Origin of the sequence: Flavobacterium ginsengisoli, assembly GCF_029625315.1 — a bacterium.
Lineage (GTDB): Bacteria > Bacteroidota > Bacteroidia > Flavobacteriales > Flavobacteriaceae > Flavobacterium > Flavobacterium ginsengisoli.
In genome coordinates, this window is record NZ_CP121110.1 from 1,481,377 (window position 1) to 1,506,753 (window position 25,377).

Consider the following 25,377-nt stretch of genomic DNA (forward strand, 5'->3'; position numbering starts at 1 on the left):
GTTAATTTGACTTAGACAAATAATGACAAGATTTTGTTTAAGAATAATGCCTGTTTAATTTTTTTAAGTCTGCTTAAAACAGCCTCGTTAAAAGGATGTCTTGGTGGCGTTTTTTGTTTTTCTTTTGGGTCGTATAACATTCCTGTACAAAGGCACATTTTGTTTTCTTTGCTTTGTAAAATCGGGAAATTAGTACAGGTTTTACAACCCGCCCAAAAACTTGGATCGGTTGTTAATTCTGAGAACGGAACTGGTTTATAACCTAATTCAGAGTTAATTTTCATAACTGCCAAACCAGTTGTAATACCAAAGATTTTAGCATCTGGAAATCTCTTTAAAGAATAATCAAAAACTTTCGATTTTATCTTTTTTGCCAAACCATGACTTCTATAATCAGGATGTACAATTAATCCAGAATGAGCAACAAATTTTCCGTGCTGCCAGCTTTCTATATAGCAAAAACCTGCAAATTTTCCGTCAGCCAAAGCAATCATTGCATCACCATTTGCCATTTTTTTCTGAATGTACTCAGGAGTTCTTTTAGCAATCCCCGTACCTCTTAATAAGGCAGATGATTCTATCGTATCGCAGATTTCCTGCGCATACTTAAAATGTTCTTCTTGAGTTACAACAATAGAGATCTTCATTTCAATTATTGAAGTTAGAGTTAAAAATTAAAGCATATTGATTCGCTTGAAATCCAGAATTGAGTCCAATAAAATTAAGCATAAAAGAAGTAACATTCTCAAAATCAAAACATTGATTAAGAAAATTTACAAAATAATAAATACTTTTAGGATGTGTTTGCCCAATGGACAAATTATGTGATTTCAAAATGAAAAATGGATATGAATAAATATACGGCTATAAAACTCAGTGAACACTATAGAGATAGTGTCCGTACTTCGGGAGAAGTAATCGGTGAGTTTGTCCGTGACAAAGAAGTTATATGTAAACTTATTTTATTCATCGGTGCAAAAGTACATTATTTTTTTATTTCCAAAACAAAAAATTTAAATTCTAACATTTTTTTTACGTTTTGTGAATATACAGAAAAACAAAACCCGATAATTATTTCTAATTATCGGGTTTTGAATATTTTACAAAAATAAAATTACTTTTTCGTAAACTGCATAACTTGACCGTTTCCTAAGATCGTCATGTCGAAACCAGTTTTAGCTTCGTTAAATTTAAATTTTAATCCAGCTCTAGGCGATTCAAAAGTATCTTTTTCATTTGGAACAGGATCTAAAGAAAAATTCGGATAATTTGGAAGTTCAGCTGTTAAAACACTATTTCTGTCAACCAAATTAATCGTTAAAGGAGATTTAGCCGTAACATAATTACCTAAATAACCATCTATGATAATCGCTTTTTCTACTTTACCCGTGCCTGCAGTCCAAACATTATTAGATTCATTATTATCAGGGAAAGCATGATCAGGATCCAAAATAATACTTTCAATTTCTTCTGTAGAATTATGTTTAAATGACCAGCTGTTATTACGTTGCCAGATTTCTACTGGTAGATTAACTCTCGTCACTTTTCCGCTTTTTGTTTTCACATCTAAAACAATTGGCATTGGCATTTTATCAAAATTCTCAACTGTAATAATCACTCCTTTTGAAGGGTCATTTTTTACATATTTAATTGAATTGATTCCTTGATCGAATCTCCAATTATTTACATACCAGCTTCTCCAGAACCAGCTTAAATCTTCACCAGCAACATTTTCCATCGTTCTAAAGAAATCATCAGGTTGAGGATGTTTATAAGCCCAACGCTCAATATAAGTTCTAAAAGCAGTATCGAAACGTTCTTTTCCTAAAACCTGCTCTCTTAAAAGAACAAGACCAGCACTTGGCTTAAAATAACACAACATGCCAATATTCTTTTCTTTCATGTTATCAGGAGAACTCATGATAGTCTCTAAATCTGGACGCGTGAAAGATTCTGCTTCTTGGTGTAAATCTGTTGGCTGTTCTTTGTACTCACCGTTATTAAATGCAGCAGTACTTAATGAATTAATAAATGTGTTGAATCCTTCGTCCATCCAAGCAAATAATCTTTCGTTTGAACCCACAATCATTGGAAACCAGATATGTCCAAATTCGTGATCTGTAACTCCCCAAAGATCTTGTCCTTTAGATTTCCATCCGCAGAAAACAATTCCAGGATATTCCATTCCTCCTTCATTTCCAGCTACGTTTGTAGGCTGCTGGATAAGGATATTCAAACCATTGTTTAGAATAGTGCTCAATTGAAGCTTTTACATATTCTGTAGAACGGCCATAAGCACCTTGCCCATCGCTTTCAACAGGATAAGCAGATAATGCTAAAGATTTTTTACCGCTTGGAAGGTTAATTTTTGCACCATCCAAAATGAACGCAGGAGATGATGCCCAAGAAAAATCACGTGCATTTTTAATTTTATAATGCCATGTTTTTTCACTTCCTGAATTATTGTTTGCTGTTGCGTTAACCTCATCAGCAGTACGAATCATGACTGTTTTATCGCTATTGGTTGCATCTTTATATCTTTTTAATTGTTCGGCAGAAAACACTTCCTGACCGTTCAACAATTCTCCAGAAGCTACAACATAGTGATTTGCTGGTACAGTAAGTTTCACATCAAAATCACCGTATTCTAAATAAAACTCAGAAGCGCCTAAATACGGAGCAGTATTCCAACCTCTCACATCATCGTACACACACATACGCGGGTACCATTGTGCAATTGTGAAGATTTTTCCGTTTTTAGTTTCTAAAACCCCCATTCTATCAGATCCTTCGAAAGGCGCGATGAAAGAGAATTCGATCTTAATTTTTACAGAACCTCCTTTTGCCGCTAATTCCTGAGGAAGAAAAACCTGCATTCTTGTATCTGTAACTATGTATTTAGCAATTGTCTCTGTTTTAGTTTTTCCTCCAGAAATCACTTTTACAGATTTAATTTTGTTTCCGCCATCAAAAACTTGTCCTTGCGCTCCGTTACGGCTTCCTGTCAAAGGCACAACAGCGTTTCCTCTAGAATCGTCTTTAAATAAGTTTTGATCTAAATTCAGCCAAAGAAACCCCAGTTTTTCGGGACTATTATTCGTATAAGTAATTTCATCTGTACCTACAATCTCGTTTGTAGTTGCATTTAATTTTGCCGTAATCTGATAATCGGCTCTGTTTTGCCAATATTCTGCTCCCGGTTGACCGCTAGCAGTACGAGTTGTCGTACCATTTTTTGTATAAAAATGAGGACCAAAGGCATCATGATAATTGTAATTGTTTACCGGATTTGTTGTTGTCGCCTGCGTAGTTTGCTGCGCCCAAACTGAAGAAATCCCAAAAAATAAAGCCGCGGTTAAAATGGCTTTTGCAGATTGCTTTTTCATATTTTTTAGCTGTTTATGTAGCAAATTAATGAAAAAAAAGCTATTTACAGAGAAATTTTAAAACATAAATTTAATTTTAGCAAAATTTTATCAATAAAATAATTTAAGCCTTTTTCTTAAAAAACTAGATTTTATAAAATATATTTACATCTCTAGAAAAATCATTCATTTTATATTCAACATTGTGACTACAACTATTTCAAATTCAATATTAAAAGCTTCGATCAATCATGCTGGAGCCGAATTATTCTCTATAAAAGACAAACAAGACAATGAATATATCTGGGAAGGCAATCCAGATTTTTGGGGCAAACACTCCCCTGTTCTTTTTCCAATTGTGGGAACTTTAAAAAACAATACTTATAAAATCAACGGAAAAGAATATCATTTGCCTCGTCATGGCTTTGCAAGAGATATGGAATTTTCTTTAACTGAAAAAACTGAAAACAAGGCAATTTTCTCTCTTAGATCTTCTGAAGAAACATTAGAAAAATATCCTTTTGAATTTGAATTACAGCTTATATACACACTTAAGGAAAGCGCATTAGAACTAGAATACAAAGTAATCAATTACGGCAAAGAAAAAATGCCTTTTTCGATTGGTGCACATCCTGCAATTGCACTTCCAAACAATTTTGAAGATTATGCTTTTCAATTCGAAAAAGAAGAAAACTTAAAATACTATCTTCTTGAAAACGATTTGATTTCATCTAAAACTAAAGTTTTAGAAACAAAAAACAATTTAGTTGCTTTAAATTATGAACTGTTTAAAAATGATGCTTTGATATTTAAAACTTTAGAATCAAAATCGCTAACTATTTTGAATAATTCAAAACCTTATATAAAAGTTGATTATAAAGATTTTCCAAGCTTAGGAATCTGGACAAAAGAAAATGCACCGTTTATCTGTATTGAACCTTGGTTAGGCTATTCTGATACCGAGGAAAATACAGGCGCTTTATACGAAAAAGAAGGAATTTTGACATTGAATACAAATAAAGATTTCAGTGCAAAATTTAGTATTACCATATTATAATAAACAAAATGTTAGATTTTAACTTTACGCCATTTCCAATAATAGAAACTGAGCGTATAATTCTAGATAGAATTACCGACAAAGATGTAAAAGAAGTTTTTGAACTGCGTTCTAATCCTGAAACCATGAAATATATTCCGAGACCTTTAGTAAAAAACCACGAAGATGCCTTGGAACATATCCAAATGATTAATGAAAAAATTGAAAGTAATATTGGAATAAATTGGGGTATCAGACTTAAAGATGATCCTAAATTATTAGGAATTATTGGTTATTACAGAATACAACCCGAAAATTACCGAGCTGAAATAGGTTATATGCTTTCACCAGATCATCATGGAAAAGGAATTATACCAGAAGCCGTCAATCGACTTATAAAATATGGATTTGAAAATCTAAAACTCCACTCAATAGAAGCTGTTATTGATCCAGAAAATTATGCGTCTGAAAAGGTCTTACAAAAATGTGGCTTTGTTAAAGAAGCTCATTTAAAAGAGTCAGAATTTTGGGAAGGAAAATTTCTTGACAAGGTAATTTACTCATTACTAGAAAAGTAAAATTTTATTCTTGTTAAAATAATCTTACGCACAATAGTTATAAAGCATTATACGTTATATTTGCGCTCGAAATTAGCTACAATAGCTATTTTGAATTCCAAAAACTTTATGAAAAAAATACCTGCCCTACTTCTTCTTTTAATCAGCATTCAATTACAAAGTCAGACATTTGTAAAATTTAACGGAGTAACTGCATTACTTGCAATTCCAAATATTGGCATAGAAACCAGCATTGGAGAAAAAACCACTTTTAGCGCCGATGTAATGGCTTCTTTCTGGGAATCATTCAACGGAAATAACCCAATGAAATTTGTTACTATTACCCCAGAAATCCGTTATCATTTTAAAGAAAAATATAATGGTTTTTATGCTGGAGCACATGTTGGAGCTGATAAATACGAATTACAAAAATGGAATTATTGGGATACTAATAAGTACGAAGATGGTTTCGGTTATAGAATTGGAGCTACAGTTGGTTACAATTTAAAACTAAGTGATAAATTTTTACTTGACTTTTTTGTTGGCGGTGGATGGCACCAAGGATTTTATAAAGGATACTATAACGACGGAACTCCTGGAAGATACGAAAAAGCACCGAATTACAACAAAAGTGGAGAATGGCTTCCATACCGCGGAGGCGTAATGATTTCTTACAAATTATAAAACTCAGCTTAATTTAGGAAGTGTTTTAATATAAAGTTCTTCTACTTTTTTACGAGCCCAATCTGTTTTTCTTAAAAAAGTAAGACTTGATTTCACACTCGGATTTGAGGTAAAACATTTAACAGGAATTAATTCTCCTAAAGTATCAAAACCATAATAATCTACTAGAGTTTCGACAATTTTTTGAAGTGTAATTCCGTGTAATGGATCTTTAGATTGGTTTTGCATTTTTATACTTTTTTTAAAATAATATCAAAAGACCGTACTTTTCAGTACGGTCTTCTTTTTTTGCAAAATTACTAAAATAGAATTTTACGTTAATCAAATAAAGAATAAATTAGAATATGAATTTAAATCCTACAGAAATTGGAGATGTCAAGTTTGGATTACTTCCACCTAATGCTGTATTGTAGTAAGAGTCAACATTAGCTACATGAGCTAATCCCAAATTTGTGACAGTTGTTTTCTCTCCATTCTCTGGTTTTAAAGTTGTAGAAGTAAAATTTGCTAAATCATAAGAAAACTCAACAGAGAAATTCTTAGTAACAAAATAATCAAAACCTCCTGATACAGATACACCAATTTGATTTACCTTTAAGTCACTTTCCTTTTCTTTACCAGTAATAACCGGTATTGCTGCCTGTCCGAAGAAATACAATGAACCAGCTACATTCCAATATTTTCTAACTAAAGGCTGAAAAACAAATAAATCTGTTTTGGCAAGTGTTTTAACATCTGGACTGCCATTTTGATATCCATCAGATTTAATGTTGATATAACCAATTCCTGCTCCAACTGCAACAGATGGGGTAACAAATGTTCCAACTATTGGTAATACAGATATACTTGTCCCTTTAACATCTCCACTTTTAGTTTGCTGGTAACCAAACTGAGAAGTAGCAAACCAAGCCCCTTTTAACCCTTGAGACGAATCTTGAGCTTTAGCAGTTAAACCAATTAACACCATACTCACTAATGTTACAATTTTTTTCATTTTATTTCGTTTTTTTTTAATTACAGGACAAACTTATGGGTAAGCTTTTTGCTCAAGACTGATTTAAATCATAGATTAAAAAAAAACTTTAATTATATTTAACTGCCACATTTTTTTCAATTTTGTCTTACATTTGCAATCATGATAAAGTCAGTCAATATACTTAACAAAAGAGCCCGATTCGATTACGAAATAATCGATATTTATACTGCTGGAATTGTTTTGGCAGGAACAGAAATTAAATCTATACGTCTAGGAAAAGCAAATATTACCGAAAGCTTCTGCGAATTCAGCGGGATGGAACTTTTTGCTATTAATACATATATTGAAGAATATTCTTTTGGAAATCAATTCAATCATAAATCGAGAAGCGAAAGAAAATTACTTTTAAATAAAAAAGAATTAAAAACACTTCATAAAAGCGTACAAGCAAAAGGACTAACTATTATTCCTTTGAAACTATTTACAAATGAAAAAGGGTTAGCCAAATTGCAGATTGGCCTTTGCAAAGGAAAGAAGAACTACGACAAGCGTGAATCTCTAAAAGAGCAAGATACTAAGCGAGACTTAGACCGTATTAAAAAAGCTTATAATTAAAAGAAATTTAATTTCCTTATAATGACCTTTTTATAATATTTTATCGTTATTTTTATTACAAAATAATTTAACTGTAAAATATGAAAAAGTACTTCGTTTTGTTTTTCGCTATTTTGGCATTTTCAAGTTGTGGCAGTAATACTTCTATTGTAAACAGCTGGAGAGATCCTGATGTAACCATCACTCAGGAACATTTCAAGAAAGTTTTGGTTGTAGCTTTGGTCAAGGACGAAGCTTCGAGACGAATTACAGAAAATAGAATTGCGACAAGCAATCCAATATTTAAGACCTCTTACCAATACTTAGATGCAACTTCACAATTATCACAAGAACAGAAACTAAAGGTTTTACAAGATGAAGGTTTTGATGGCGTAATCAGTATGCGATTAGTCAGCAAAGAAAAAGAAGTTAATTATGTTCCTGGCACTTACACTGGAATGTATTATGGCGGATTTGATGGAATGTACACAGGAATGTATGGTTATGGATTTGGGAATTGGTACGGAATGTATTCGCCTAATTTCTACGATCCTGGATATTATCAAGAAACTACATCTTATATGGTAGAAACCAATGTATTTTCATTAAAACAAAACAAGCTAATCTGGACAGGAACAACAGAATCTCAATATGTTACCGATTTAGGACAAACCGTTGACGCCATAATGCAAGTGGTTGTAAAAGAAATGCGAAAAGACGGCTCACTTCCTCCAAAATAAAACATCAAAAAAGCAGTATTTCTAAAATACTGCTTTTCTTTTATTTAAAAAATTGACTATTTTTGTCAAGACTAAATTTTTCATTAAATGAAATCGCTTTTAAAAAATGCTAGAGAACAAAAAGGTTTAAAAACTCGCGAGTTAGCTCAGCTTGCTGGTATTGACCAGGCTTTAATAAGCAAATTTGAATCTGGAACTAGAAAACCAACTAAAGATCAGATAATCAAACTTTCCCAGCTACTAGAAATTGATTACGAAACTTTAATGATTGCGTGGCTTAAAGAAAAGATTCTTTATGAAATTGGTGATGATGATCTTGCTTTGAAAGCATTAAAAGTCGCAGAAGATGAAATCAAATACAATAAAACGGTTTCGAATCTTAAATTATCTACTTCGTTAGAGAAAATCCTAAAAGAAATTGATTTTTTAAAAGAAAAACTAGACTCTTTTCGCCAATTTGACAGTTTTAAAATTAAACAAGCTCTCGAATTAGAATATACTTTTGAAAGTAATAGAATTGAAGGAAATACAATGACTCTTCGTGAAACCGATATGGTTATCAATGAAGGTTTGACAATTTCTGGAAAAAGTATGCGGGAACATTTGGAAGCCATTAATCATCAAGAAGCTATTGGTTTTATAAAAGAATTAATGAGTAAAAGCAATTCGTTAAATGAGCGTGATCTTTTGTCTATTCATAATTTAATACTTCGAGGAATTATCCCAGAAGACGCTGGACGTTACAGAAAAGTTCAGGTCATGATACAAGGAAGTACTCATATGCCTCCCCAAGCGTTAATGGTTCCTCAAGAAATGGAGGAATACTTTATTTGGTACGAAATCAATAAAAATAAATTGCATCCTGTTATCCTTGCTTGCCGAAATGCATGAACGTTTAATTACTATCCATCCTTTTATTGATGGAAATGGCCGAACTTCGAGATTAATAATGAATTTAATTCTAATGCAAAAAGGTTATCCGATAGCCAACATTAAAGGAGATTATGAAAATCGAATGCAGTATTATCAAGCCTTAGAAATAGCGCAAACTAAAAAAGACAAGGAAGACTTCTTTCTCTTTATTGCTCAAAGAGAAAAAGAAAGCCTAGAAAGATACATTTCAATTCTTACTCAATAGAAAAAGCCCGTTTAAAAACGGGCTTCTTATTAATTTTTATCTTCTAATAAAGGAACAAATCTAAATTCTCCAAATTCATGTTTTTCGAATTGAGTTTCATTTTTCCTGATTAATAAGGTCATAATCTGAACATCTTCTCCAAGTGGAATAACAAGTCTTCCTCCTATTTTTAATTGAGCCATTAACGGCTGAGGAATAAATGGTGCACCCGCCGTAACTATAATACTGTCAAACGGAGCAAAATTTGGAAGCCCTTTATATCCATCTCCAAAAGTAACGTGCTTTGGACGAATATTTAATTTTGGAAAAAGATTCGATGTGGTCTTAAATAATTCGCTTTGCCTTTCAACTGTATAAACTTTAGCGCCAAGCATAAACAAAACAGCCGTTTGGTAACCAGAACCAGTCCCAATTTCTAAAACTTTGTGATCTCTTTTTACTTCTAATAGCTGTGATTGAAAAGCAACCGTATACGGCTGCGAGATAGTTTGACCCGCTCCAATAGGAAAAGCCTTATCTTGATAAGCATAATCTTCAAAACTTGAATTCAAAAAAGGTGTCTCGGGATTTTTTTATCGCATCAAGCACTGCTTTATCAGTAATTCCTTTTTGCTCTAAAGTAGTTACTAATTGATTACGAAGTCCTTGATGTTTGGCAGTATCTTTCAAAATGAGTAGGTTTTATTTTCGCAAAAATAAGAAAACAAATTATCAAAAGTCAACTACTTTTTTATGATTTAATTTCTATTTTTGATTTATGCACTAACCTAAAATGAAATCTAATCTTTTATGAAAAAAGCTTTACTCGTTTTATCTTTCTTTTTTTCCCTAATTGGAATTTTATCTACTTTTTTTCTTGTGTTTTTTAAAATCGAATACCTTAATGACTTTACAGGAATTATTTTGAGCTTAAAACCTCATTATTTTTCCGGACTTAATACTTATTTGGAAACAGAACGTCGAAGCGATAATTCAACAAGCGGAATAATTTTACCGCTTTTAAACCTATTTTTTTACCTCACTCTTCTTTCAGGTTCCATAATATATTATATTTCAAAATATAAAGAAACAAGGTTATTGAGTTTTAATTATAGTATAGCAATCATTAATGGGCTTGTAGGTTTATCGTTTTTTGCTTTAGTAGATACGAATAAAACTTCTCCATATTTACTTTATAAAGTAGTCGGCATAGTAATTACCATTATAATAATTTTTATATCCTATTATATTATTAAAAAACCTCTAAATGAAACTATTAGCGCCACCGAAATTACAGATGATATTACTTTAGAAAATTCGTCAAATTACAAACGTTTCCTAAATTTAATCATTGATACAATATTAATACTTAGCATTACTTATGGTTATTTTGAATTTTCAGAAAGAAGTACTACCCTAACAACCTTTTACGAAAAATTACATACCGCTTTTGGAACAGAGTTCTCTATTTTACTATATATATACATAATCAAATTTATATACTACCTAGTTTATGAATCTCTGTTTAAATCAACGCCTGCAAAATTTTTAACTGGATGTTATATTACAGATGAAAATGGAAATCAGCCAGATTTTTCAATGATTTTAAAAAGGACACTATGTCGATTTATTCCTTTCGAAAGTTTTTCTTTTCTAATGGGTAAAAACCTACATGATGATTACTCAGACACTTATGTTGTAAACAAAAAAACAGACGCACATATTGAAAAACGCTATTTATTAGTTTTAGGAATCAGCTTCTGCATCATGTTAATATACTATTATTTTAATAGATATTAATACTTTTTTTGTCTTTAGCAAATCTAAATTAAAACTCAAAATATTGACTTTAAATTGAGATCTCGCTAAATCTTTACTACATACATTTTCACGTTCAACAAATAAATTATATTTTTGTTTAAAATACATTCTCATGTTAAAAGTAGGAGTTTTAGGTGCTGGTCATCTTGGTAAAATACATTTACGCTTATTACAACAATCTGACAAATACGAATTAGTTGGATTTTACGACGAAAATCAAGAAAATGCCGAAAGAATCTCAAAAGAGTTTGGCTATAAAAACTTCAGCACAATTGCAAAACTTATTCACGCTGTCGACGTGATTGATATTGTTACTCCAACACTTTCGCATTACAAATGTGCAAAGGTTGCGATCAAATCTGGAAAACATATCTTTATTGAAAAACCAATTGCCAATACTGTAGAAGAAGCTGAAGAAATTATTGCTTTAGCAAAAGAATACAATGTAAAAGGACAAGTTGGTCACGTAGAGCGCTTTAATCCCGCTTTTATTGCTACAAAAAACATGATCGAAAATCCGATGTTTATAGAAACGCATCGTTTGGCCGAATTTAACCCACGTGGTACAGATGTTCCTGTTGTTTTAGATTTAATGATTCATGATATAGATGCAATTTTAAGTGTAGTCAATTCAAAAGTAAAAGACATTCATGCAAGTGGAGTTTCTGTAATTAGCGATACTCCAGATATTGCCAACGCTAGAATCGAATTCGAAAATGGATGCGTTGCAAATTTAACTGCCAGTAGAATTTCATTAAAAAACATGCGCAAATCACGTTTCTTTCAAAAAGATGCTTACATTTCTGTTGACTTTTTAGAAAAGAAATGCGAAGTAGTTCGTATGAAAGATGCGCCAGAAGTTCCTGGAGATTTTGATATGATTCTTCAAAATGCTGAAGGCGTTAAAAAACAAATTTATTTCACTAATCCAGATGTAGAACAAAACAATGCAATTCTGGACGAATTAGAATCTTTTGCAAATGCAATCAATACAGATACTACACCAGTTGTAACATTGGAGCAAGCGACAGATGCATTGCGAGTGGCGTATCAAATTATTGACTGTTTCGACAAATAATTTAAAGAATTTTAAAAATAAAATTAGCCACGAAATTCACGATAACATTGTGAATTCGTGGCTAAATCGTAAAATATAATATCAAAAGTAATATGAAAACAATAGCTGTAATTGGAGCAGGTACAATGGGTAACGGAATTGCGCATACTTTTGCGCAAAGCGGATTTACTGTAAAATTAATCGATGTTTCTGAAAAATCATTAGATAAAGGAATGGCAACTATTGTCGCTAACTTAGATCGTATGCTTTCTAAAGGAACAATTACGCAAGAAGATGTTGCTAAAACAATCACCAATATTATTACTTATACAGATATAAAAGACGGTGTTGTTGGTGTTGATTTAGTAGTTGAAGCCGCAACTGAAAATGTTGAATTAAAACTAAACATCTTCAAACAATTAAACGAATATTGCTCACACAATACAATCTTAGCTACCAATACTTCTTCAATTTCAATTACACAAATTGGAGCTGTTGTAGCGCATCCAGAACGTGTCATCGGAATGCATTTCATGAATCCGGTGCCGATTATGAAATTGGTTGAAATCATCCGCGGATATAATACAAGCGATGAAGTAACTAAAATCATCATGACTTTATCTGAAAAATTAGGTAAAGTTCCTGTTGAAGTTAATGATTATCCAGGTTTTGTAGCAAACAGAATTTTAATGCCTATGCTAAACGAAGCAATCGAAACGTTATACAATAAAGTGGCTGGAGTTTATGAAATCGATACGGTAATGAAATTAGGAATGGGACACCCTATGGGGCCACTTCAGTTAGCTGATTTTATTGGTCTTGACGTTTGTCTCGCAATTTTAAATGTAATGTACGATGGATTTAAAAACCCAAAATATGCTCCTTGCCCACTTTTAGTAAATATGGTAAGAGCTGGTAAACTTGGAGTTAAATCTGGAGAAGGTTTTTACGATTATAGCGAAAGTAAAAAAGCAGAGAAAATCTCTAAGCAGTTTATTCTTTCATAAAAAAGAAATATCATGTCGATTCAATCGAATTTAAATACAATTAAAGCAACATTACCTGATCACGTAACTCTAGTTGCCGTTTCAAAAACAAAACCTGTTTCTGACTTGATGCAGGCTTACGAAGCTGGACAACGCATATTTGGAGAAAACAAAATTCAGGAAATGACTGAAAAATGGGAACAAATGCCAAAAGATATTCAATGGCATATGATAGGTCATGTTCAGTCAAATAAAGTCAAGTTTATGGCACCGTATGTCACTTTAATTCATGGTGTTGACAGTTTGAAATTATTACAAGAAATAAATAAACAAGCTTTAAAAAACAATAGAATTATAGATTGTCTTCTTCAAATTTATATTGCAGAAGAAGAATCTAAGTTTGGCTTGGACGAAAATGAATTAAATGAACTTTTAACTTCTTCAGAGTTCAAAGAGTTGAAAAATATTCGTATCTTAGGTTTAATGGGAATGGCCACTTTCACCGAAGACCAAAACCAAATAAAAAAAGAATTCACACATTTAAAATCTATTTTTGATTCCATCCAAAAACTGCAGATTGTTGATTTAAAAACAATTTCAATGGGGATGTCTGGAGATTATCAATTAGCCATAGAATGCGGAAGCACAATGGTAAGAATTGGAAGCGACATTTTTGGCGGACGCTAAACATAAATCATAGATTTTAACTGATTACTAAAACTGAGACTGAGCAATTAATTTGTACGCAATACTTGACATAGAGACCACTGGAGGACAATTTAATGAAGAGGGAATTACTGAAATCGCCATCTATAAATTTGATGGACATGAAGTAGTAGACCAATTCATCAGTCTTGTTAATCCCGAAATTCCGATTCAGCCGTTTGTAGTAAAACTGACTGGAATTAATAACGCTATGTTACAGTCGGCGCCAAAGTTCTATGAAGTTGCCAAACGTATTATTGAAATTACTTCAGATTGCGTAATTGTGGCTCACAATGCTTCTTTTGACTACAGAATCCTTCGTACTGAATTCCGTCGTTTAGGCTACGATTTCGAGGCTAAAACACTTTGCACAGTAGAATTAGCTAAAAAACTAATTCCAGAACAGCCTTCTTACAGTTTAGGCAAATTGGTGCGTGCTCTTGGAATTCCAATGGCAGATAGACATCGTGCGAGCGGAGATGCTATGGCAACAACAAAGCTGTTCAAAATGCTTTTAGAAAAAGACACAGAGAAAACAATCGTAAAAGATTTTATAAAACTCGAAGTCGAAAAAGGGATTTCTCCTAAATTTTTAGACATATTAAATCAGATGCCAACCAAAACTGGGGTTTATTATATTTATAATGAAAGTGGTACTTTGATTTATATCGGCAAAAGCCAAAATATCAAAAAGAGAGTCAATCAGCACTTTACAGGAGTTACAACTAAAAGCAAAAAAATTCAGGCAGAAGTCTTCACCATAACTTATGACGAAACCGGAAGCGAGCTAGTTGCGCTTTTAAAAGAAAGCCAGGAAGTAAAAATAAATCGTCCGAAATACAATCGTTCGCAAAAGAAAACTGTTTTTCCTTTCGCCTTATATGCAGAAAAAGATGCAAACGGATATATAAACCTAAAACTTGAAAAAGCAGACGGACGTAAAAAAGAAATTACATCTTTTGCCTCTTTGCAAGAAGGTAAAAATGCCCTTTTTAAATTTACGGCAAAATATCATTTATGCCAGAAATTGACAGGTTTATACCAAACCAAAAAAGAGTGTTTTCAATATAAAATAAAAGAGTGTGACGGGGCTTGTATTGGCGAAGTGACGCCCGAAGTCTACAATTTAAGAGTACAGCAGTTTATTTCAGAAAACAGTTTCGAAAATAAAAGCATGATCATAATCGACAGGGGGCGAAATGTAAACGAAAGAAGTGCTATTTTGATAGAAAATGGAATATATCAAGGTTATGCTTATTACGATTTGAACTATCAAATCACAAATATTGATATTCTTAAAAACATTCTAATCCCAATGCAGCATAATCGTGACGTAAAAAACATTATTCAGAGCTACATTCGCAAAAGCAAGTCATTAAAAATCATGCATTTTTAAGACGATAAACTTTACGTATCTTAGTGATATGACAAAATACAAATCAAAATACGAGATTTTTAGAGAAAAAATCAAAATCATTCTCTACGGAACAAATACCATTTTGGGCAGAATGTTCGATTTGGTTCTCTTGGGACTCATATTATTAAGCGTATTATTGGTAATGCTCGATACGGTAGAAGGCATTAATCATAAATACCATCATCAACTCCTTATCTGCGAATGGATTATTACCGTTTTCTTTACCATAGAGTATATTTTAAGGATTATTGCTATACAAAAACCTATAAAATATGTTTTTAGCTTTTACGGAATTATAGATTTGATGGCGATTCTACCAATGTATTTGTCAATCTTTTTTCCTGCAACAAATGTTTTGACAATTGTCCGTATACTGCGTTTTTTCAGATTATTCAAAATTCTGCATATTCCGCAAATTTCGCATCAATCTTACCAGTTAAAAGAAGCATTACAAGCCAGCAAAGAAAAAATACTCGTTTTTATATATTTCGTAATCATCAGCGCCATTATTATAGGTGCATTAATGTACGTTGTCGAAGGCAAAGAAAGTGGTTTTACCAGTATTCCAGTTAGCATTTATTGGTCAATTGTAACACTTACTACAGTAGGTTATGGAGATATTTCTCCAATAACACCGCTTGGGCAATTTCTCGCATCACTTGTTATGATTATGGGTTACGGAATTATAGCGGTTCCTACAGGTATTGTAACAGCAGAATTTGCCAAAGCTAGTTTCCGAAACAACTCCGTAAACGGCAAAAGAACCTGCTCACAATGCAATGCCCAACTGCATTTTGATAATGCAAAATATTGTTATCAATGCGGAAAAACATTGCCTAGTAATTAATTTATGAAGCTAATCTAGCTGTACATTACAACTCCTCCTTATCTTTGTTGTTTTTTAAAGTCATAAAAATAGCTTCCGTTGGTCGCTCTTTTATCCCCTAAAAACTAACAAATATAAGTCTGAGGTTTCCATTACCATCTGGGCTAAAAAATATGAAATACCTAATAACAATCGTCGGACCAACAGCTATCGGGAAAACAGCCCTAAGCATCGCCTTGGCACAACATTTTAAATGCGAAATTGTTTCGTGTGACAGCCGTCAGTTTTTTAAAGAAATGACGATCGGAACTGCCGTTCCAAATCAGGAAGAATTAAAGACTGCCAAGCATCATTTCATTCAAAACAAATCGATTTTCGAAAATTACACCGTTGGCGATTACGAAAAAGAGGCACTTTTAAAACTAGAAGAATTATATCAAAATAATGATTTTGCAATTTTAATTGGCGGATCAGGTTTATATGTAGATGCCGTTTTAAAAGGTTTTGACAAATTTCCAGAAATCGATCCAGAAGTACGCGCAGAAGTAAATTCAAACTACGAAAAACTCGGAATTGAATATCTTCAGGAACAATTACAAAATCTCGATCCAGATTACTATCAGAAAATAACAATCGAAAATCCGCAGACCTTACAAAATCCACAGAGGATGATGCGTTTTGTGGAAGTTTGCATTGGATCACAAAAACCATATTCTTCATTTTTAAATTTGAAGAAAAACAATCGAAGCTTCACTCCTATTTTAATTGGTTTAGATGCAGATAGAGAAGTAATTTACAGTAGAATTAACCAGCGTGTTGACATCATGATGAATGAAGGTTTGCTTAAAGAAGCAGAAACACTTTATCCTAACAAAGAGTTAAATGCTTTACAAACGGTCGGTTATAGAGAATTATTTAGTTATTTTGATGGAGAATTCACTCTGCCATTCGCAATTGAAGAAATAAAAAAGAACACCCGCAGATTTTCGAAAAGACAATTAACGTGGTTTAAACGAAATGAAAATACTAAATGGTTTGATTATTCGACCGATAGAAATGAGATTATTCATTACATCGAAGAAAATCTAAAATCATCAATCTAAAATCTAAAATTAGCAATGCCAATATCTCCAAATTTCACATCAGTTTTAAGTAAAGACTGGGAAATTAATTTTACACAATGTACGCCAAACGGCTACTTAAAATATACTGATTTATGCAATCTTTTACAGCTTACCGCCGCTGCTCATTCAGAAGTAGGCGGAATCAGTTTTACAGATATGCAGGAATTTGATCAGGCGTGGGTTTTGAGTCGCATGCGTGTAGAAATAACCGCTTTACCAAAATGGCAAGATATTGTCACTGTAAAAACTTGGATTAATAGCCTTGAAAATTCACGTTCTGTTCGTGCACTTGAGATGTATGTAAACGGAAAAAAAATTGTTGGAAGCGAAACCTATTGGGCTGTTTTCAACACCAAAGCACGTCGTCCAGAAGCTTTGGCTTTACCTTTTGAACATTTCGAACTTTACCCAGATAACAGAGCTACTGTTGAAGGATTTTCGCGAATCAACATTAATCCCGAAAAAGAATCGGTTTTCGAAAAAACAGTTTATTTATCTGATTTAGATATTGTAAATCATGCTAATAATGTAAAATATTTAGAATGGTGCCTAGATCATGTTGATGCCAAAAGAATTCTAAAACAAGAAGTTAAAAGCTTCGAAATGAATTTCCTAAAAGAACTTTCTTTAAACGATCAAGTTATTATTCATGAAAATGACAATGAAGATCATTCAGCAACAACATTCAGCATTACAAAAGGCGATAAAAATTGTTTTGCATTAGAATTACACTGGAAATAAAATTCTCTTCTATCTATTCCCACAATCTTGTCATTTCGACGAAGGAGAAATCTCCACGAGTAGCTCCGCATCGAGAATCCAATCTTTATGGAGTTACTTGCGAAGATTTCTCCTTCGTCGAAATGACAAACTTTGTGTATTTATCACTTGAAAACAAAAAACGATGCAAAATTGCATCGTTTTTTGTTTAAAATCATTTCGATTTCTTTTTAGATTTTTTCTTCTTTTCTTTAGGTTTCTTCTTTTCCAACAAATCAATTTTATCTTTAATTCGTTTTTCTACTTCACTAATTCCAGAATCATAATCGTGTTGAATAGAATATAATTTTGCCTGCTTAATTTCTTTTAAAGCATCTTTGAATTTATGCTTGCACTTCCAACAAAACAGCTTTCTTTACAAAAATCATCGCTTTATTTATTCCCTTAATTGTCAAAGCAAAGTCAATTAATTTTTGAGCTTCTTCATAATCTCCATTCACAATCAAAGTTTGCAAATAATACGGATAAACTTCAAGCGCATGAATATTAATAGCTAAAGCTTCCTGAAAATAAGATTTTGCTTCCTCGTAATTCATAAGTTGCTCTGCCTGAATTCTTCCGTATAAACACAAAACCATTGTGTTTTTTGAATCATAAGAAAAAGCATAATCTAAAGATTCTATGGTTTCTTCAAGCGAATAAGGATAATTATCCAAAGCTTGAAATAGGTATTTATCAATTGTTTTCATTTCGTAAATCGTTTTTTAGTTTCTGACGAGTTCCTTTGTAACTTTTCTCTACTTTATTCTTTTTAAAATCACTTCCAGTAAAAACCCTAACAGGATTTCCACGTTGTACATTCAGCTGGTTTTCCCATTGTTTTCCTACGTGATTTTTTAGTTGGAGCCATTTCTCGTCTTCTAATTTTTTAATTAATCGTTCTGTTGCCAATTTTTTATTCTGATGTTGCGATCGGCTGTCCATTGACACGACGGCAATTCCTGTTGGAATATGAGTCGCTCTAATTGCAGAACTCACTTTATTTACATGCTGTCCTCCTGCTCCAGAACTTCTCATGGCTTGATACTGAATATCATTTTCAGAAAACAAATTATTTTTCTGTTGTTCAATTTCAAAAATGCCGATAAACCAGTTTTTGCGTTTATGCATTTTCCTAAACTGACTTTGGCCAATCCATTGAATTGTTCCTATCCAGGAATTCATAAACTGATCTGCATTTTTTCCTCTTACGGCAATCGATGCCGTTTCTACAGTTCCATTTTCACTGCCCGCCTCTCGCTGAAGCAAAACAGTTTCTAAATTTTGATCCTGCGCTTCTTCTAAAACTTTTTTAAGCACTTGGGCCACAACCCAAGTGCATTCTGCAGGTCCGCGACCCGCTGTTATTTGAATTATTCTTTCCATTTCTTTAAAATTTTAAGCAACTTTTCTCTGTTTTTTGTCTGCCTTAACAAATTGCGGCAAACGAGCCACTAAACTTGAAGTGTAATTTGCTTCTGAATTACGTTCTCTTAAACCAGCTTGAATATATCTTTCCAGATAATTAATATGATCAAGATTGTATGCCCAAAAAACATTGTCATCAACTTCTTTTTGAAACCAAAGCTGTAAATTATGCCAAGGCTCCCTTACTAAACCATCTTTTTGCGACTCTCTTCTAATTCTCAAAGTTGCTGGTTCTATTACTTCGTAAAAACTGCAATACGGGCATTTAACCTTATATTTTTCAGGTATTTCTTTGAAAACCCGAGATTCATAATCAAATTTTTGAAAACATTTACCACAATAATGCTTTCCTAATGCTTTGTATTGATAAACTGGTTCGTATATCGTACAAAAGCAGGATTTACATACAAAAGTCATTGTAGTGCATTTACCGCATTCACAATTTTTAGGAACTTTTTTCACAATTCCTTTAGATTCACATTTTGGACATTTCACAAAAATCTCATTTGCAAAATGTCCTAGCCATTTATTTTCATCTTGAAACCTCTCCATGATCTTTACTTTTTTTTTAGCGATCCATTCTAACAATTCTAGGCGTAAATGTTCCTAAAACTTCAACTAAATCTGTTTGGTTTGCCATTACTTTTTCGATGTCTTTGTAAGCCATTGGAGCTTCGTCAATATTACCACCAATCAAAGTCACAGCATATTTCTTCAACTCTTTATTAATCTGACTTTGCGTAAAACTGCTTTTGCATTTTGCTCTCGAAAACAAACGTCCAGCACCATGTGAAGCTGAGTTTAAACTTTCTGCATTTCCTTTGCCTTTTACAATAAAACCTGGCGCTGTCATTGAACCCGGAATAATTCCCAATTGTCCTTCACCCGCAGGTGTTGCTCCTTTTCTATGCACAATGCACTCCTGACCGTTTACAATCTCTTTCCATGCAAAATTGTGATGGTTTTCAATAGTTACCACTACTCTTTTTCCAATCGCTTTGGCAATTCTTCTATGAATATCATCATGACAAGCTTTTGCATATTCTCCAGCTAAATTCATTGCCAACCAATATTCCTGACCATCGTGCGTATTCAAATCTAACCAAGCTAAATGCTGCACATTCTTTGGCAACGGACATTGTTTTGTTGCTAAATATGTATAATGTTTTGCAATGTTAGCACCCAAGCCGCGAGAACCACTGTGTGACAACACAGCAAAATATTCTCCTTTTTCAAGCCTCCATTCGTTTTCTGGATTATCAATTTTTGCAATTCCGAATTCTACAAAATGATTTCCTCCACCCGAACTTCCCAATTGCTTGTAAGCTTTTGGCAAAAGATTCTTTAACAAAGGAATATCTTGAAATTCGCTTTTATAAAAAACCTCATGATCGACTCTTGAAGCATGCGTTTCATACATTCCGAATTTTGTATTGTCTTTTAGAATAGCTTCTAATTGATGCTCTCTGCCTTTGAAATGAGACGCTGGTAAATCAAAAATTGAAAGGCTCATTCTACATCCAATATCAACTCCAACTCCATATGGAATAATTGCATTATTAGTTGCTAATACGCCACCAATTGGCAGTCCATAACCAGAATGTGCATCTGGCATTAAAGCTCCTGCAACCGAAACTGGTAATTTCAATGAATCGTATAATTGAAATTTTGCTTGCTGATCGATTTCATTCTCTCCAAAAATGGTAAAAGGCGATCTCGTTGTTTTAAGCTGATGCATTCTTACTTGAACAGGTTTTATCAAACCTTCGGCAACTTTGCCCCATGTTCCGTTTCCTTCATATTTTTCAGGATTTAACAATACATCTTTCGCTTCCGTTAGAATAGATTCTTTTTTCTCTTTTTCTATATCTGTTTATCTGCCCTAAGGCAATGTTTATTGAATTGTTCTTTGGAAAACCTAATTTAATCAGGTCTTTTCCAGATAATTTATTTCCCATGATTTTCTATCATATCATCTGCATATTTCTGATACAATGCATGCAGACTTTTATTTTTAATTGGACTTATCTCTTTTGGATTTTCTTTTTCATAGTAACTCCATTTACGAGAACTGCCGTGTATTAATCTGTTTATTTTATCTCTCAGATTGTGGTTAGCAATATAATTATCAATAAGCTGAATTTGGCTTTCTAAATCTGAATCGACCATTTTTGTATGCGTTATCATATAAGGGCTAACGCGAAGAACATATCGCCAAGGTTCATTAAATACATAATGAATTTTGTATCTTTTGCAATTGCTGCACCACCTTTCCCTTTTATAAAAATGAGCTTTTTCTTTTTCGGTCAATTCTAATTTTGAACTTTTCCATTCCCATTCCGAAAATTCTTTTACTGTTTGGAATTTTTCAACATAAACATTTCTTCTTTTTCTTTTTTCTTTCGTTTAAAAGATTTTTCGGGAGAAAACTGCCATGTATTTATTTTTTCCAATAATTCTCTGTAAAATGAAGCATCACTCGATCTGGCAATATCATCTCTTAATTTAAAATTACGTTGCCAGCCTTTTTGATAAGGAATTTCTAAAGGAACCAATGGTAAGTCTTTTTGCTTTTTCCAAAGTTCAATTTCAAGCTTTCTTAATTGAATTAATTGTTTTTCAAAATCTTCTTTTACTAATCTTTTCTTTTTTCTTTTGCTTTTAAAACGGGCGCATAAAGCATACTCGTCTACCGCATAATTTTCCATAAAAAATTATCGTACATTAAATTAACAGCCAAAAAGGCTAAACCATTTATCCTGATGGATAAATTCTAAAAATCGATTTTCGGGAAAATTTTGAAGAGTCTAGAATAAAAAAAAGCCCGAAACTTATTGTCTTCGGGCTTTTTTATATATCTAAAATTGTATTTCTAAGATTGAAATAAGCCACGAAGAACTGCTTCACCAAATCTGTTTGGTGTAAAGCTTTGAGATGTCAATGTAAGTACAAACATTTTTTCTTCGTTTTTAAAGGGTTATTAAGTTTTTCGTGTGCAAATATTCATAATAGTTTTTTGATTTTCCAAATTTATTTAAAGAAAATTCTTCAAAATAAATTCTACAACTATTTTTAGAGCCTAAAAAACATTTTCTACAACTCTAAAAATCAAACAATTAAAACAAAACTCAAATCACAGAAATAAATCCAAAATATTTTAATTTAATGCACAAAAAAAGCCCCGATTTCTCAGGGCTTTATATTTTGTTGATGAATTTAATTATTCAGAAACTTTGCTTTTTATCACTAATCTGAAACCTTCTCCGTGAATGTTTAAGATTTCAACATCTTCATCTGCTTTTAGATATTTTCTTAATTTAGCGATGTAAACGTCCATACTTCTTGATGTAAAGTAGTTGTCGTCTCTCCAGATTTTTGTTAAAGCTAATTCTCTCGGCATTAAATCATTTTCATGAAGAATAAGCATTTTAAGCAATTCATTTTCTTTTGGAGATAACTTAATTGGTTCTTCATCTTGGAAAGTCAAGAATCTTAATTTCGAATTTAAGTGGAATTTACCAATATTAAATTCAAACTGAACTTGTTCCGCTTTTGTATCAGCCGATTTTCTTTGAATGATTGCTTTAATTTTCATTAAAAGAACTTCAGAATCAAAAGGTTTATTTAAATAGTCATCTGCACCAGCTTTATAACCTTTTAACACATCTTCTTTCATAGATTTTGCTGTTAAAAAGATAATTGGCACTTCACTGTTCTTCTCTCTAATTTCTTTGGCCAAAGTGTAACCATCTTTATAAGGCATCATTACATCAAGAATACACAAATCATACACATCCTTCTTGAATTTTTCGAAACCTTCCATACCGTTTTTAGCTAAAGTAACTTCAAAGTCATTTAACATTAGATAATCTTTAAGAACTGCCCCAAAATTTAGGTCATCTTCTACTAAAAGTATTCTTTTGTTAGTATTTTCCATATTTTAATTTATTAATGGTATTTTTATTATAAAGGTGCTACCCTTTCCTTTTTCACTTTCTACATATACTTGACCATTGTGATCCTCTACTATTCTTTTTACGTAAGCAAGCCCTAATCCGTGTCCTTTTACATTATGAAGATCACCTGTGTGCTCTCTGTAAAATTTCTCAAACACTCGTTTTTGAGCTATCTTACTCATTCCCAACCCATGATCTCTCACTTTTATCAAAATCATATCTTTAATATTTTCAGTAAAGATTTCAATCTCTGGTTCATCTGGAGAATATTTTATGGCATTTTCCAAAATATTAACCAGCACGTTTGTAAAGTGAACTTCGTTTATCAAACAGGTTGTTCTTGCTTGCATTATAATGCTTTACTACAGTACCTTTTCTATCTTCTAGAATAAGATTTACGTGCTCAATAGCATCGTCAATTATATCTGTCACAACAGTAGGTTCTTTGGTTATGTCTAGTTCTCTTTTTTCTAATTTTGAAATACGAAGAACGTTCTCAACCTGCGCATGCATTCTTTTATTTTCGTCTCGAATCATTTGAAGATAACGATAAACCTTTTCTTTATCTTCAATAACTTTCGGACTTCTTATAGCATCTAATGCTAGATTTATAGTTGCAATTGGAGTTTTAAACTCATGTGTCATATTATTTATAAAATCGGTCTTGATTTCAGAAATATGCTTCTGACGCAATAATTGATTTAACGCACTTGTGTATGCAACTATTATAATTAATGTAAAAACTATCGATAAAATAGTAATACTTAATAATTCAGATAATAAGAATTTCTTTTTATGCGGGAAAGTAACTGATAATTCGTATCTGCTATTTCCTTCATTATCTGTATAAATTGGAATATTATATGTAGATTCTTTATCAAAATGAAATCCGTCGGACTTAATCTTTGTTGGAACTCCACTGCTGTATATTCCGAATTCAAATTTGGTTTTCACACCATATTCTTCTAGTTCTTTTTTCAATAATTTAAAGAGCTTGTCTTTTGTAATTCTCCCTTCAATAGGAGTTAATGAAGCAATATCTTTATATTGAATTTGCTGTTGAACTTTATTTAAAATATCTAAACTTCCTGACTTTTCTATTTTAAGATCAGGAATAATACTCTGCCCTAAACTATTATTGTCAATTCCACTATTATTATTGTAAACTTCTGTTACTCTCTTAGAACTAAAATTCTTAAAACGTTCACTACTGAATTTTTTGTTAAAAACAGAACCATTGATATCATAATCTTCAGATGTCAATGTATTTGAATAAACAATTGTTTTATTCGTTTTCGTGTTTCTCTGTACGTAAAGTACTTCTAGTAAATCTTCTTTTTTTGGAATTTTACCCGTACTATCTTTTATACGGTTGTATTTGTCGTAGAAACTGTACTCTTCTTGTTGTTCCAGTTTATCTGCAACATTTCCAATTACTTGAGTAACGTGGTATTTAAATTGTTCTTCATTATTTTTGAACGAAGAATTGAACCAAAATACTTGTACCAGAATAATCCCTATTAAGGACAAACTCATCAGTAAAACAAGTATTCTAAAAAATAATTTATTCATCGAAACAAAATTAATATTTTAACAATATACTAAATAATACATTAACCAAATATTAACATTTAAGACTGTTTTTGTTTTATATTTAAAATTTTAAGAATTTTAACAACTTCTTCTTTAGCATTTTTAAGATTATTGTTATTAATCACGAAATTGCTCTTAGAAATTCGTTTTTCGTCATTCCATTGCATTTTCATTCTACTTAAAACTTGTTCTCGGGTAGTTTTATCTCGTTTTATAACTCGTTCAATTCTCACTTCTTCAGGAGCTGTTACTGTTATAATTACGTCACAATCTTTATATCGTCCACTTTCAAATAGAATAGCGGCTTCATACATTACATAATCATAATTTTTGTGTTGTTTTACCCATTGTTCAAAATCTAATTTCACTGCCGGATGGACAATTCCATTTAATTTTACCAACTGATTCTTATCGTTAAAAACAACTTGCGCTAATTTGGCACGATTTAAAACTTCATCATCAAAAATACTGCCACCAAAAGCAGATTTAACCTCTGCGAGAATATTTTTTGACTGCATTACTCTTTTCGCACCGTCATCAGCAATATAAACAGGAACTCCCATTTCTTGAAAATAGTTTGCAACAGTAGTTTTCCCACTGCCTATTCCTCCTGTAAGACCAATAACTTTTGTCATT

26 protein-coding genes and 4 pseudogenes are annotated in these 25,377 nt (G+C 32.2%); 16 read left to right on the forward strand and 14 right to left on the reverse strand.

The annotated features are described in order from the left end of the window. Positions 1-11 precede the first annotated feature (11 nt). The gene (locus tag P5P87_RS06770; protein WP_008463114.1) at positions 12-647 is read right to left on the reverse strand and encodes a GNAT family N-acetyltransferase; all 636 of its coding nucleotides are present in this window, start codon (positions 645-647) and stop codon (positions 12-14) included. A 201-nt stretch (positions 648-848) separates the two neighbouring features. Between P5P87_RS06770 and P5P87_RS06775 the strand changes: the two genes are divergently transcribed. Then, positions 849-1,112 carry a hypothetical protein gene (locus P5P87_RS06775; RefSeq protein ID WP_278022030.1) on the forward strand — a complete coding sequence of 88 codons (264 nt, stop codon included), beginning with the start codon at positions 849-851 and terminating at the stop codon, positions 1,110-1,112. A 2-nt stretch (positions 1,113-1,114) separates the two neighbouring features. Here P5P87_RS06775 and P5P87_RS06780 read toward each other — a convergent pair. Further along, a pseudogene (locus P5P87_RS06780) lies at positions 1,115-3,386 on the reverse strand (M1 family metallopeptidase). A 184-nt stretch (positions 3,387-3,570) separates the two neighbouring features. On the opposite strand from P5P87_RS06780, the gene P5P87_RS06785 reads away from it, so the two are divergent. The 3 genes from P5P87_RS06785 to P5P87_RS06795 all read left to right on the forward strand — a co-directional run bounded on the left by P5P87_RS06785 (position 3,571) and on the right by P5P87_RS06795 (position 5,642). Further along, positions 3,571-4,422 (forward strand): aldose 1-epimerase family protein, encoded by an 852-nt coding sequence (locus P5P87_RS06785; protein WP_278022031.1) that lies wholly within the window; start codon positions 3,571-3,573, stop codon positions 4,420-4,422. 8 nt (positions 4,423-4,430) lie between these two features. Next, positions 4,431-4,979: a GNAT family N-acetyltransferase gene (locus P5P87_RS06790; protein ID WP_278022032.1), complete on the forward strand. Its 549-nt coding sequence runs from the start codon at positions 4,431-4,433 to the stop codon at positions 4,977-4,979. 108 nt (positions 4,980-5,087) lie between these two features. Further along, positions 5,088-5,642, forward strand: a complete 555-nt coding sequence (locus P5P87_RS06795; protein ID WP_278022033.1) for a DUF3575 domain-containing protein — start codon at positions 5,088-5,090, stop codon at positions 5,640-5,642. A gap of 3 nt (positions 5,643-5,645) precedes the next feature. Here P5P87_RS06795 and P5P87_RS06800 read toward each other — a convergent pair whose 3' ends face one another. Both P5P87_RS06800 and P5P87_RS06805 read right to left on the reverse strand, forming a co-directional pair. Continuing rightward, positions 5,646-5,870, reverse strand: a complete 225-nt coding sequence (locus P5P87_RS06800) for a VF530 family protein (RefSeq protein WP_278022034.1) — start codon at positions 5,868-5,870, stop codon at positions 5,646-5,648. A 109-nt stretch (positions 5,871-5,979) separates the two neighbouring features. Next, complete coding sequence (locus tag P5P87_RS06805) at positions 5,980-6,636, reverse strand: hypothetical protein (RefSeq protein WP_278022035.1); 657 nt, start codon at positions 6,634-6,636, stop codon at positions 5,980-5,982. Between the two features lie 141 nt (positions 6,637-6,777). On the opposite strand from P5P87_RS06805, the gene smpB reads away from it, so the two are divergent. The 4 genes from smpB to P5P87_RS25845 all read left to right on the forward strand — a co-directional run bounded on the left by smpB (position 6,778) and on the right by P5P87_RS25845 (position 9,090). Next, entirely contained in the window at positions 6,778-7,233 is a 456-nt protein-coding gene (gene smpB, locus P5P87_RS06810; protein WP_278022036.1) for an SsrA-binding protein SmpB, read from the forward strand. An 80-nt stretch (positions 7,234-7,313) separates the two neighbouring features. Then, the gene (locus P5P87_RS06815; protein WP_278022037.1) at positions 7,314-7,952 is read left to right on the forward strand and encodes a hypothetical protein; all 639 of its coding nucleotides are present in this window, start codon (positions 7,314-7,316) and stop codon (positions 7,950-7,952) included. A gap of 87 nt (positions 7,953-8,039) precedes the next feature. Further along, positions 8,040-8,843: a helix-turn-helix domain-containing protein gene (locus tag P5P87_RS06820; RefSeq protein ID WP_340696663.1), complete on the forward strand. Its 804-nt coding sequence runs from the start codon at positions 8,040-8,042 to the stop codon at positions 8,841-8,843. Then, complete coding sequence (locus tag P5P87_RS25845) at positions 8,824-9,090, forward strand: Fic family protein (protein WP_340696664.1); 267 nt, start codon at positions 8,824-8,826, stop codon at positions 9,088-9,090. The genes P5P87_RS06820 and P5P87_RS25845 overlap by 20 nt, the downstream gene beginning before the upstream one ends. Positions 9,091-9,119: 29 nt before the next feature. On the opposite strand, the pseudogene P5P87_RS06825 reads toward P5P87_RS25845, so the two are convergent. Further along, a pseudogene (locus P5P87_RS06825) lies at positions 9,120-9,759 on the reverse strand (protein-L-isoaspartate(D-aspartate) O-methyltransferase). Positions 9,760-9,879: 120 nt separating this feature from the next. Here P5P87_RS06825 and P5P87_RS06830 point away from each other — a divergent pair. The 8 genes from P5P87_RS06830 to P5P87_RS06865 all read left to right on the forward strand — a co-directional run bounded on the left by P5P87_RS06830 (position 9,880) and on the right by P5P87_RS06865 (position 17,746). Further along, a complete protein-coding gene (locus P5P87_RS06830) occupies positions 9,880-10,869 on the forward strand; it encodes an RDD family protein (RefSeq protein ID WP_198856079.1) in 990 nt (329 codons plus the stop codon). Between the two features lie 133 nt (positions 10,870-11,002). Then, positions 11,003-11,968, forward strand: coding sequence for a Gfo/Idh/MocA family protein (locus P5P87_RS06835; RefSeq protein WP_095927680.1), 966 nt, complete (start codon positions 11,003-11,005; stop codon positions 11,966-11,968). A 92-nt stretch (positions 11,969-12,060) separates the two neighbouring features. Next, positions 12,061-12,954 carry a 3-hydroxyacyl-CoA dehydrogenase family protein gene (locus P5P87_RS06840; RefSeq protein WP_278022038.1) on the forward strand — a complete coding sequence of 298 codons (894 nt, stop codon included), beginning with the start codon at positions 12,061-12,063 and terminating at the stop codon, positions 12,952-12,954. A 12-nt stretch (positions 12,955-12,966) separates the two neighbouring features. After that, the gene (locus P5P87_RS06845) at positions 12,967-13,620 is read left to right on the forward strand and encodes a YggS family pyridoxal phosphate-dependent enzyme (RefSeq protein WP_278022039.1); all 654 of its coding nucleotides are present in this window, start codon (positions 12,967-12,969) and stop codon (positions 13,618-13,620) included. Positions 13,621-13,672: 52 nt separating this feature from the next. Next, entirely contained in the window at positions 13,673-15,034 is a 1,362-nt protein-coding gene (locus P5P87_RS06850; protein WP_278022040.1) for an exonuclease domain-containing protein, read from the forward strand. Positions 15,035-15,062: 28 nt separating this feature from the next. Continuing rightward, on the forward strand, positions 15,063-15,902 hold the full coding sequence (locus P5P87_RS06855) for an ion transporter (RefSeq protein WP_198856083.1): 840 nt from the start codon (positions 15,063-15,065) through the stop codon (positions 15,900-15,902). Positions 15,903-16,054: 152 nt separating this feature from the next. Further along, complete coding sequence (gene miaA / locus P5P87_RS06860) at positions 16,055-16,984, forward strand: tRNA (adenosine(37)-N6)-dimethylallyltransferase MiaA (protein WP_278022041.1); 930 nt, start codon at positions 16,055-16,057, stop codon at positions 16,982-16,984. Between the two features lie 15 nt (positions 16,985-16,999). Next, positions 17,000-17,746 carry an acyl-[acyl-carrier-protein] thioesterase gene (locus tag P5P87_RS06865; protein ID WP_198856085.1) on the forward strand — a complete coding sequence of 249 codons (747 nt, stop codon included), beginning with the start codon at positions 17,000-17,002 and terminating at the stop codon, positions 17,744-17,746. A gap of 362 nt (positions 17,747-18,108) precedes the next feature. Here P5P87_RS06865 and P5P87_RS06870 read toward each other — a convergent pair whose 3' ends face one another. The 9 genes and pseudogenes from P5P87_RS06870 to coaE all read right to left on the reverse strand — a co-directional run bounded on the left by P5P87_RS06870 (position 18,109) and on the right by coaE (position 25,376). Further along, a complete protein-coding gene (locus P5P87_RS06870; RefSeq protein WP_278022042.1) occupies positions 18,109-18,474 on the reverse strand; it encodes a hypothetical protein in 366 nt (121 codons plus the stop codon). Beyond that, on the reverse strand, positions 18,461-19,150 hold the full coding sequence (prfH, locus tag P5P87_RS06875; RefSeq protein ID WP_278022043.1) for a peptide chain release factor H: 690 nt from the start codon (positions 19,148-19,150) through the stop codon (positions 18,461-18,463). Before prfH ends, P5P87_RS06870 begins: the two co-directional genes overlap by 14 nt. Positions 19,151-19,162: 12 nt before the next feature. Beyond that, positions 19,163-19,744, reverse strand: coding sequence for a hypothetical protein (locus tag P5P87_RS06880; RefSeq protein WP_278022044.1), 582 nt, complete (start codon positions 19,742-19,744; stop codon positions 19,163-19,165). Positions 19,745-19,760: 16 nt separating this feature from the next. Beyond that, positions 19,761-21,150: pseudogene (locus tag P5P87_RS06885) on the reverse strand (RtcB family protein). After that, positions 21,140-21,361 (reverse strand): hypothetical protein, encoded by a 222-nt coding sequence (locus P5P87_RS06890; RefSeq protein WP_278022045.1) that lies wholly within the window; start codon positions 21,359-21,361, stop codon positions 21,140-21,142. Before P5P87_RS06890 ends, P5P87_RS06885 begins: the two are co-directional and overlap by 11 nt. Positions 21,362-21,543: 182 nt before the next feature. Beyond that, entirely contained in the window at positions 21,544-21,900 is a 357-nt protein-coding gene (locus tag P5P87_RS06895; RefSeq protein WP_278022046.1) for a hypothetical protein, read from the reverse strand. 512 nt (positions 21,901-22,412) lie between these two features. Next, positions 22,413-23,129 carry a response regulator transcription factor gene (locus P5P87_RS06900; RefSeq protein ID WP_095927693.1) on the reverse strand — a complete coding sequence of 239 codons (717 nt, stop codon included), beginning with the start codon at positions 23,127-23,129 and terminating at the stop codon, positions 22,413-22,415. Positions 23,130-23,132: 3 nt separating this feature from the next. Then, a pseudogene (locus P5P87_RS06905) lies at positions 23,133-24,720 on the reverse strand (sensor histidine kinase). 59 nt (positions 24,721-24,779) lie between these two features. Further along, on the reverse strand, positions 24,780-25,376 hold the full coding sequence (gene coaE / locus P5P87_RS06910) for a dephospho-CoA kinase (RefSeq protein WP_278022047.1): 597 nt from the start codon (positions 25,374-25,376) through the stop codon (positions 24,780-24,782). Between the last annotated feature and the right edge of the window lies 1 nt (position 25,377).

Coding starts and splice junctions, on each gene's coding strand:
- P5P87_RS06815 (WP_278022037.1), top strand. CDS start 7,314: ATGAAAAAGTACTTCGTTTTGTTTTTCGCTATTTTGGCATTTTCAAGT.
- P5P87_RS06845 (WP_278022039.1), top strand. CDS start 12,967: ATGTCGATTCAATCGAATTTAAATACAATTAAAGCAACATTACCTGAT.
- P5P87_RS06895 (WP_278022046.1), bottom strand. CDS start 21,900: ATGGAAAATTATGCGGTAGACGAGTATGCTTTATGCGCCCGTTTTAAA.
- P5P87_RS06865 (WP_198856085.1), top strand. CDS start 17,000: ATGCCAATATCTCCAAATTTCACATCAGTTTTAAGTAAAGACTGGGAA.
- P5P87_RS06840 (WP_278022038.1), top strand. CDS start 12,061: ATGAAAACAATAGCTGTAATTGGAGCAGGTACAATGGGTAACGGAATT.
- coaE (WP_278022047.1), bottom strand. CDS start 25,376: ATGACAAAAGTTATTGGTCTTACAGGAGGAATAGGCAGTGGGAAAACT.
- smpB (WP_278022036.1), top strand. CDS start 6,778: ATGATAAAGTCAGTCAATATACTTAACAAAAGAGCCCGATTCGATTAC.
- prfH (WP_278022043.1), bottom strand. CDS start 19,150: ATGGAAAGAATAATTCAAATAACAGCGGGTCGCGGACCTGCAGAATGC.
- P5P87_RS06805 (WP_278022035.1), bottom strand. CDS start 6,636: ATGAAAAAAATTGTAACATTAGTGAGTATGGTGTTAATTGGTTTAACT.
- P5P87_RS06770 (WP_008463114.1), bottom strand. CDS start 647: ATGAAGATCTCTATTGTTGTAACTCAAGAAGAACATTTTAAGTATGCG.
- P5P87_RS06820 (WP_340696663.1), top strand. CDS start 8,040: ATGAAATCGCTTTTAAAAAATGCTAGAGAACAAAAAGGTTTAAAAACT.
- P5P87_RS06795 (WP_278022033.1), top strand. CDS start 5,088: ATGAAAAAAATACCTGCCCTACTTCTTCTTTTAATCAGCATTCAATTA.
- P5P87_RS06890 (WP_278022045.1), bottom strand. CDS start 21,361: ATGGTCGATTCAGATTTAGAAAGCCAAATTCAGCTTATTGATAATTAT.
- P5P87_RS06835 (WP_095927680.1), top strand. CDS start 11,003: ATGTTAAAAGTAGGAGTTTTAGGTGCTGGTCATCTTGGTAAAATACAT.
- P5P87_RS06790 (WP_278022032.1), top strand. CDS start 4,431: ATGTTAGATTTTAACTTTACGCCATTTCCAATAATAGAAACTGAGCGT.
- P5P87_RS06830 (WP_198856079.1), top strand. CDS start 9,880: ATGAAAAAAGCTTTACTCGTTTTATCTTTCTTTTTTTCCCTAATTGGA.
- P5P87_RS06855 (WP_198856083.1), top strand. CDS start 15,063: ATGACAAAATACAAATCAAAATACGAGATTTTTAGAGAAAAAATCAAA.
- P5P87_RS06900 (WP_095927693.1), bottom strand. CDS start 23,129: ATGGAAAATACTAACAAAAGAATACTTTTAGTAGAAGATGACCTAAAT.
- P5P87_RS06870 (WP_278022042.1), bottom strand. CDS start 18,474: ATGAAAACAATTGATAAATACCTATTTCAAGCTTTGGATAATTATCCT.
- P5P87_RS06800 (WP_278022034.1), bottom strand. CDS start 5,870: ATGCAAAACCAATCTAAAGATCCATTACACGGAATTACACTTCAAAAA.
- P5P87_RS06775 (WP_278022030.1), top strand. CDS start 849: ATGAATAAATATACGGCTATAAAACTCAGTGAACACTATAGAGATAGT.
- P5P87_RS06880 (WP_278022044.1), bottom strand. CDS start 19,744: ATGGAGAGGTTTCAAGATGAAAATAAATGGCTAGGACATTTTGCAAAT.
- miaA (WP_278022041.1), top strand. CDS start 16,055: ATGAAATACCTAATAACAATCGTCGGACCAACAGCTATCGGGAAAACA.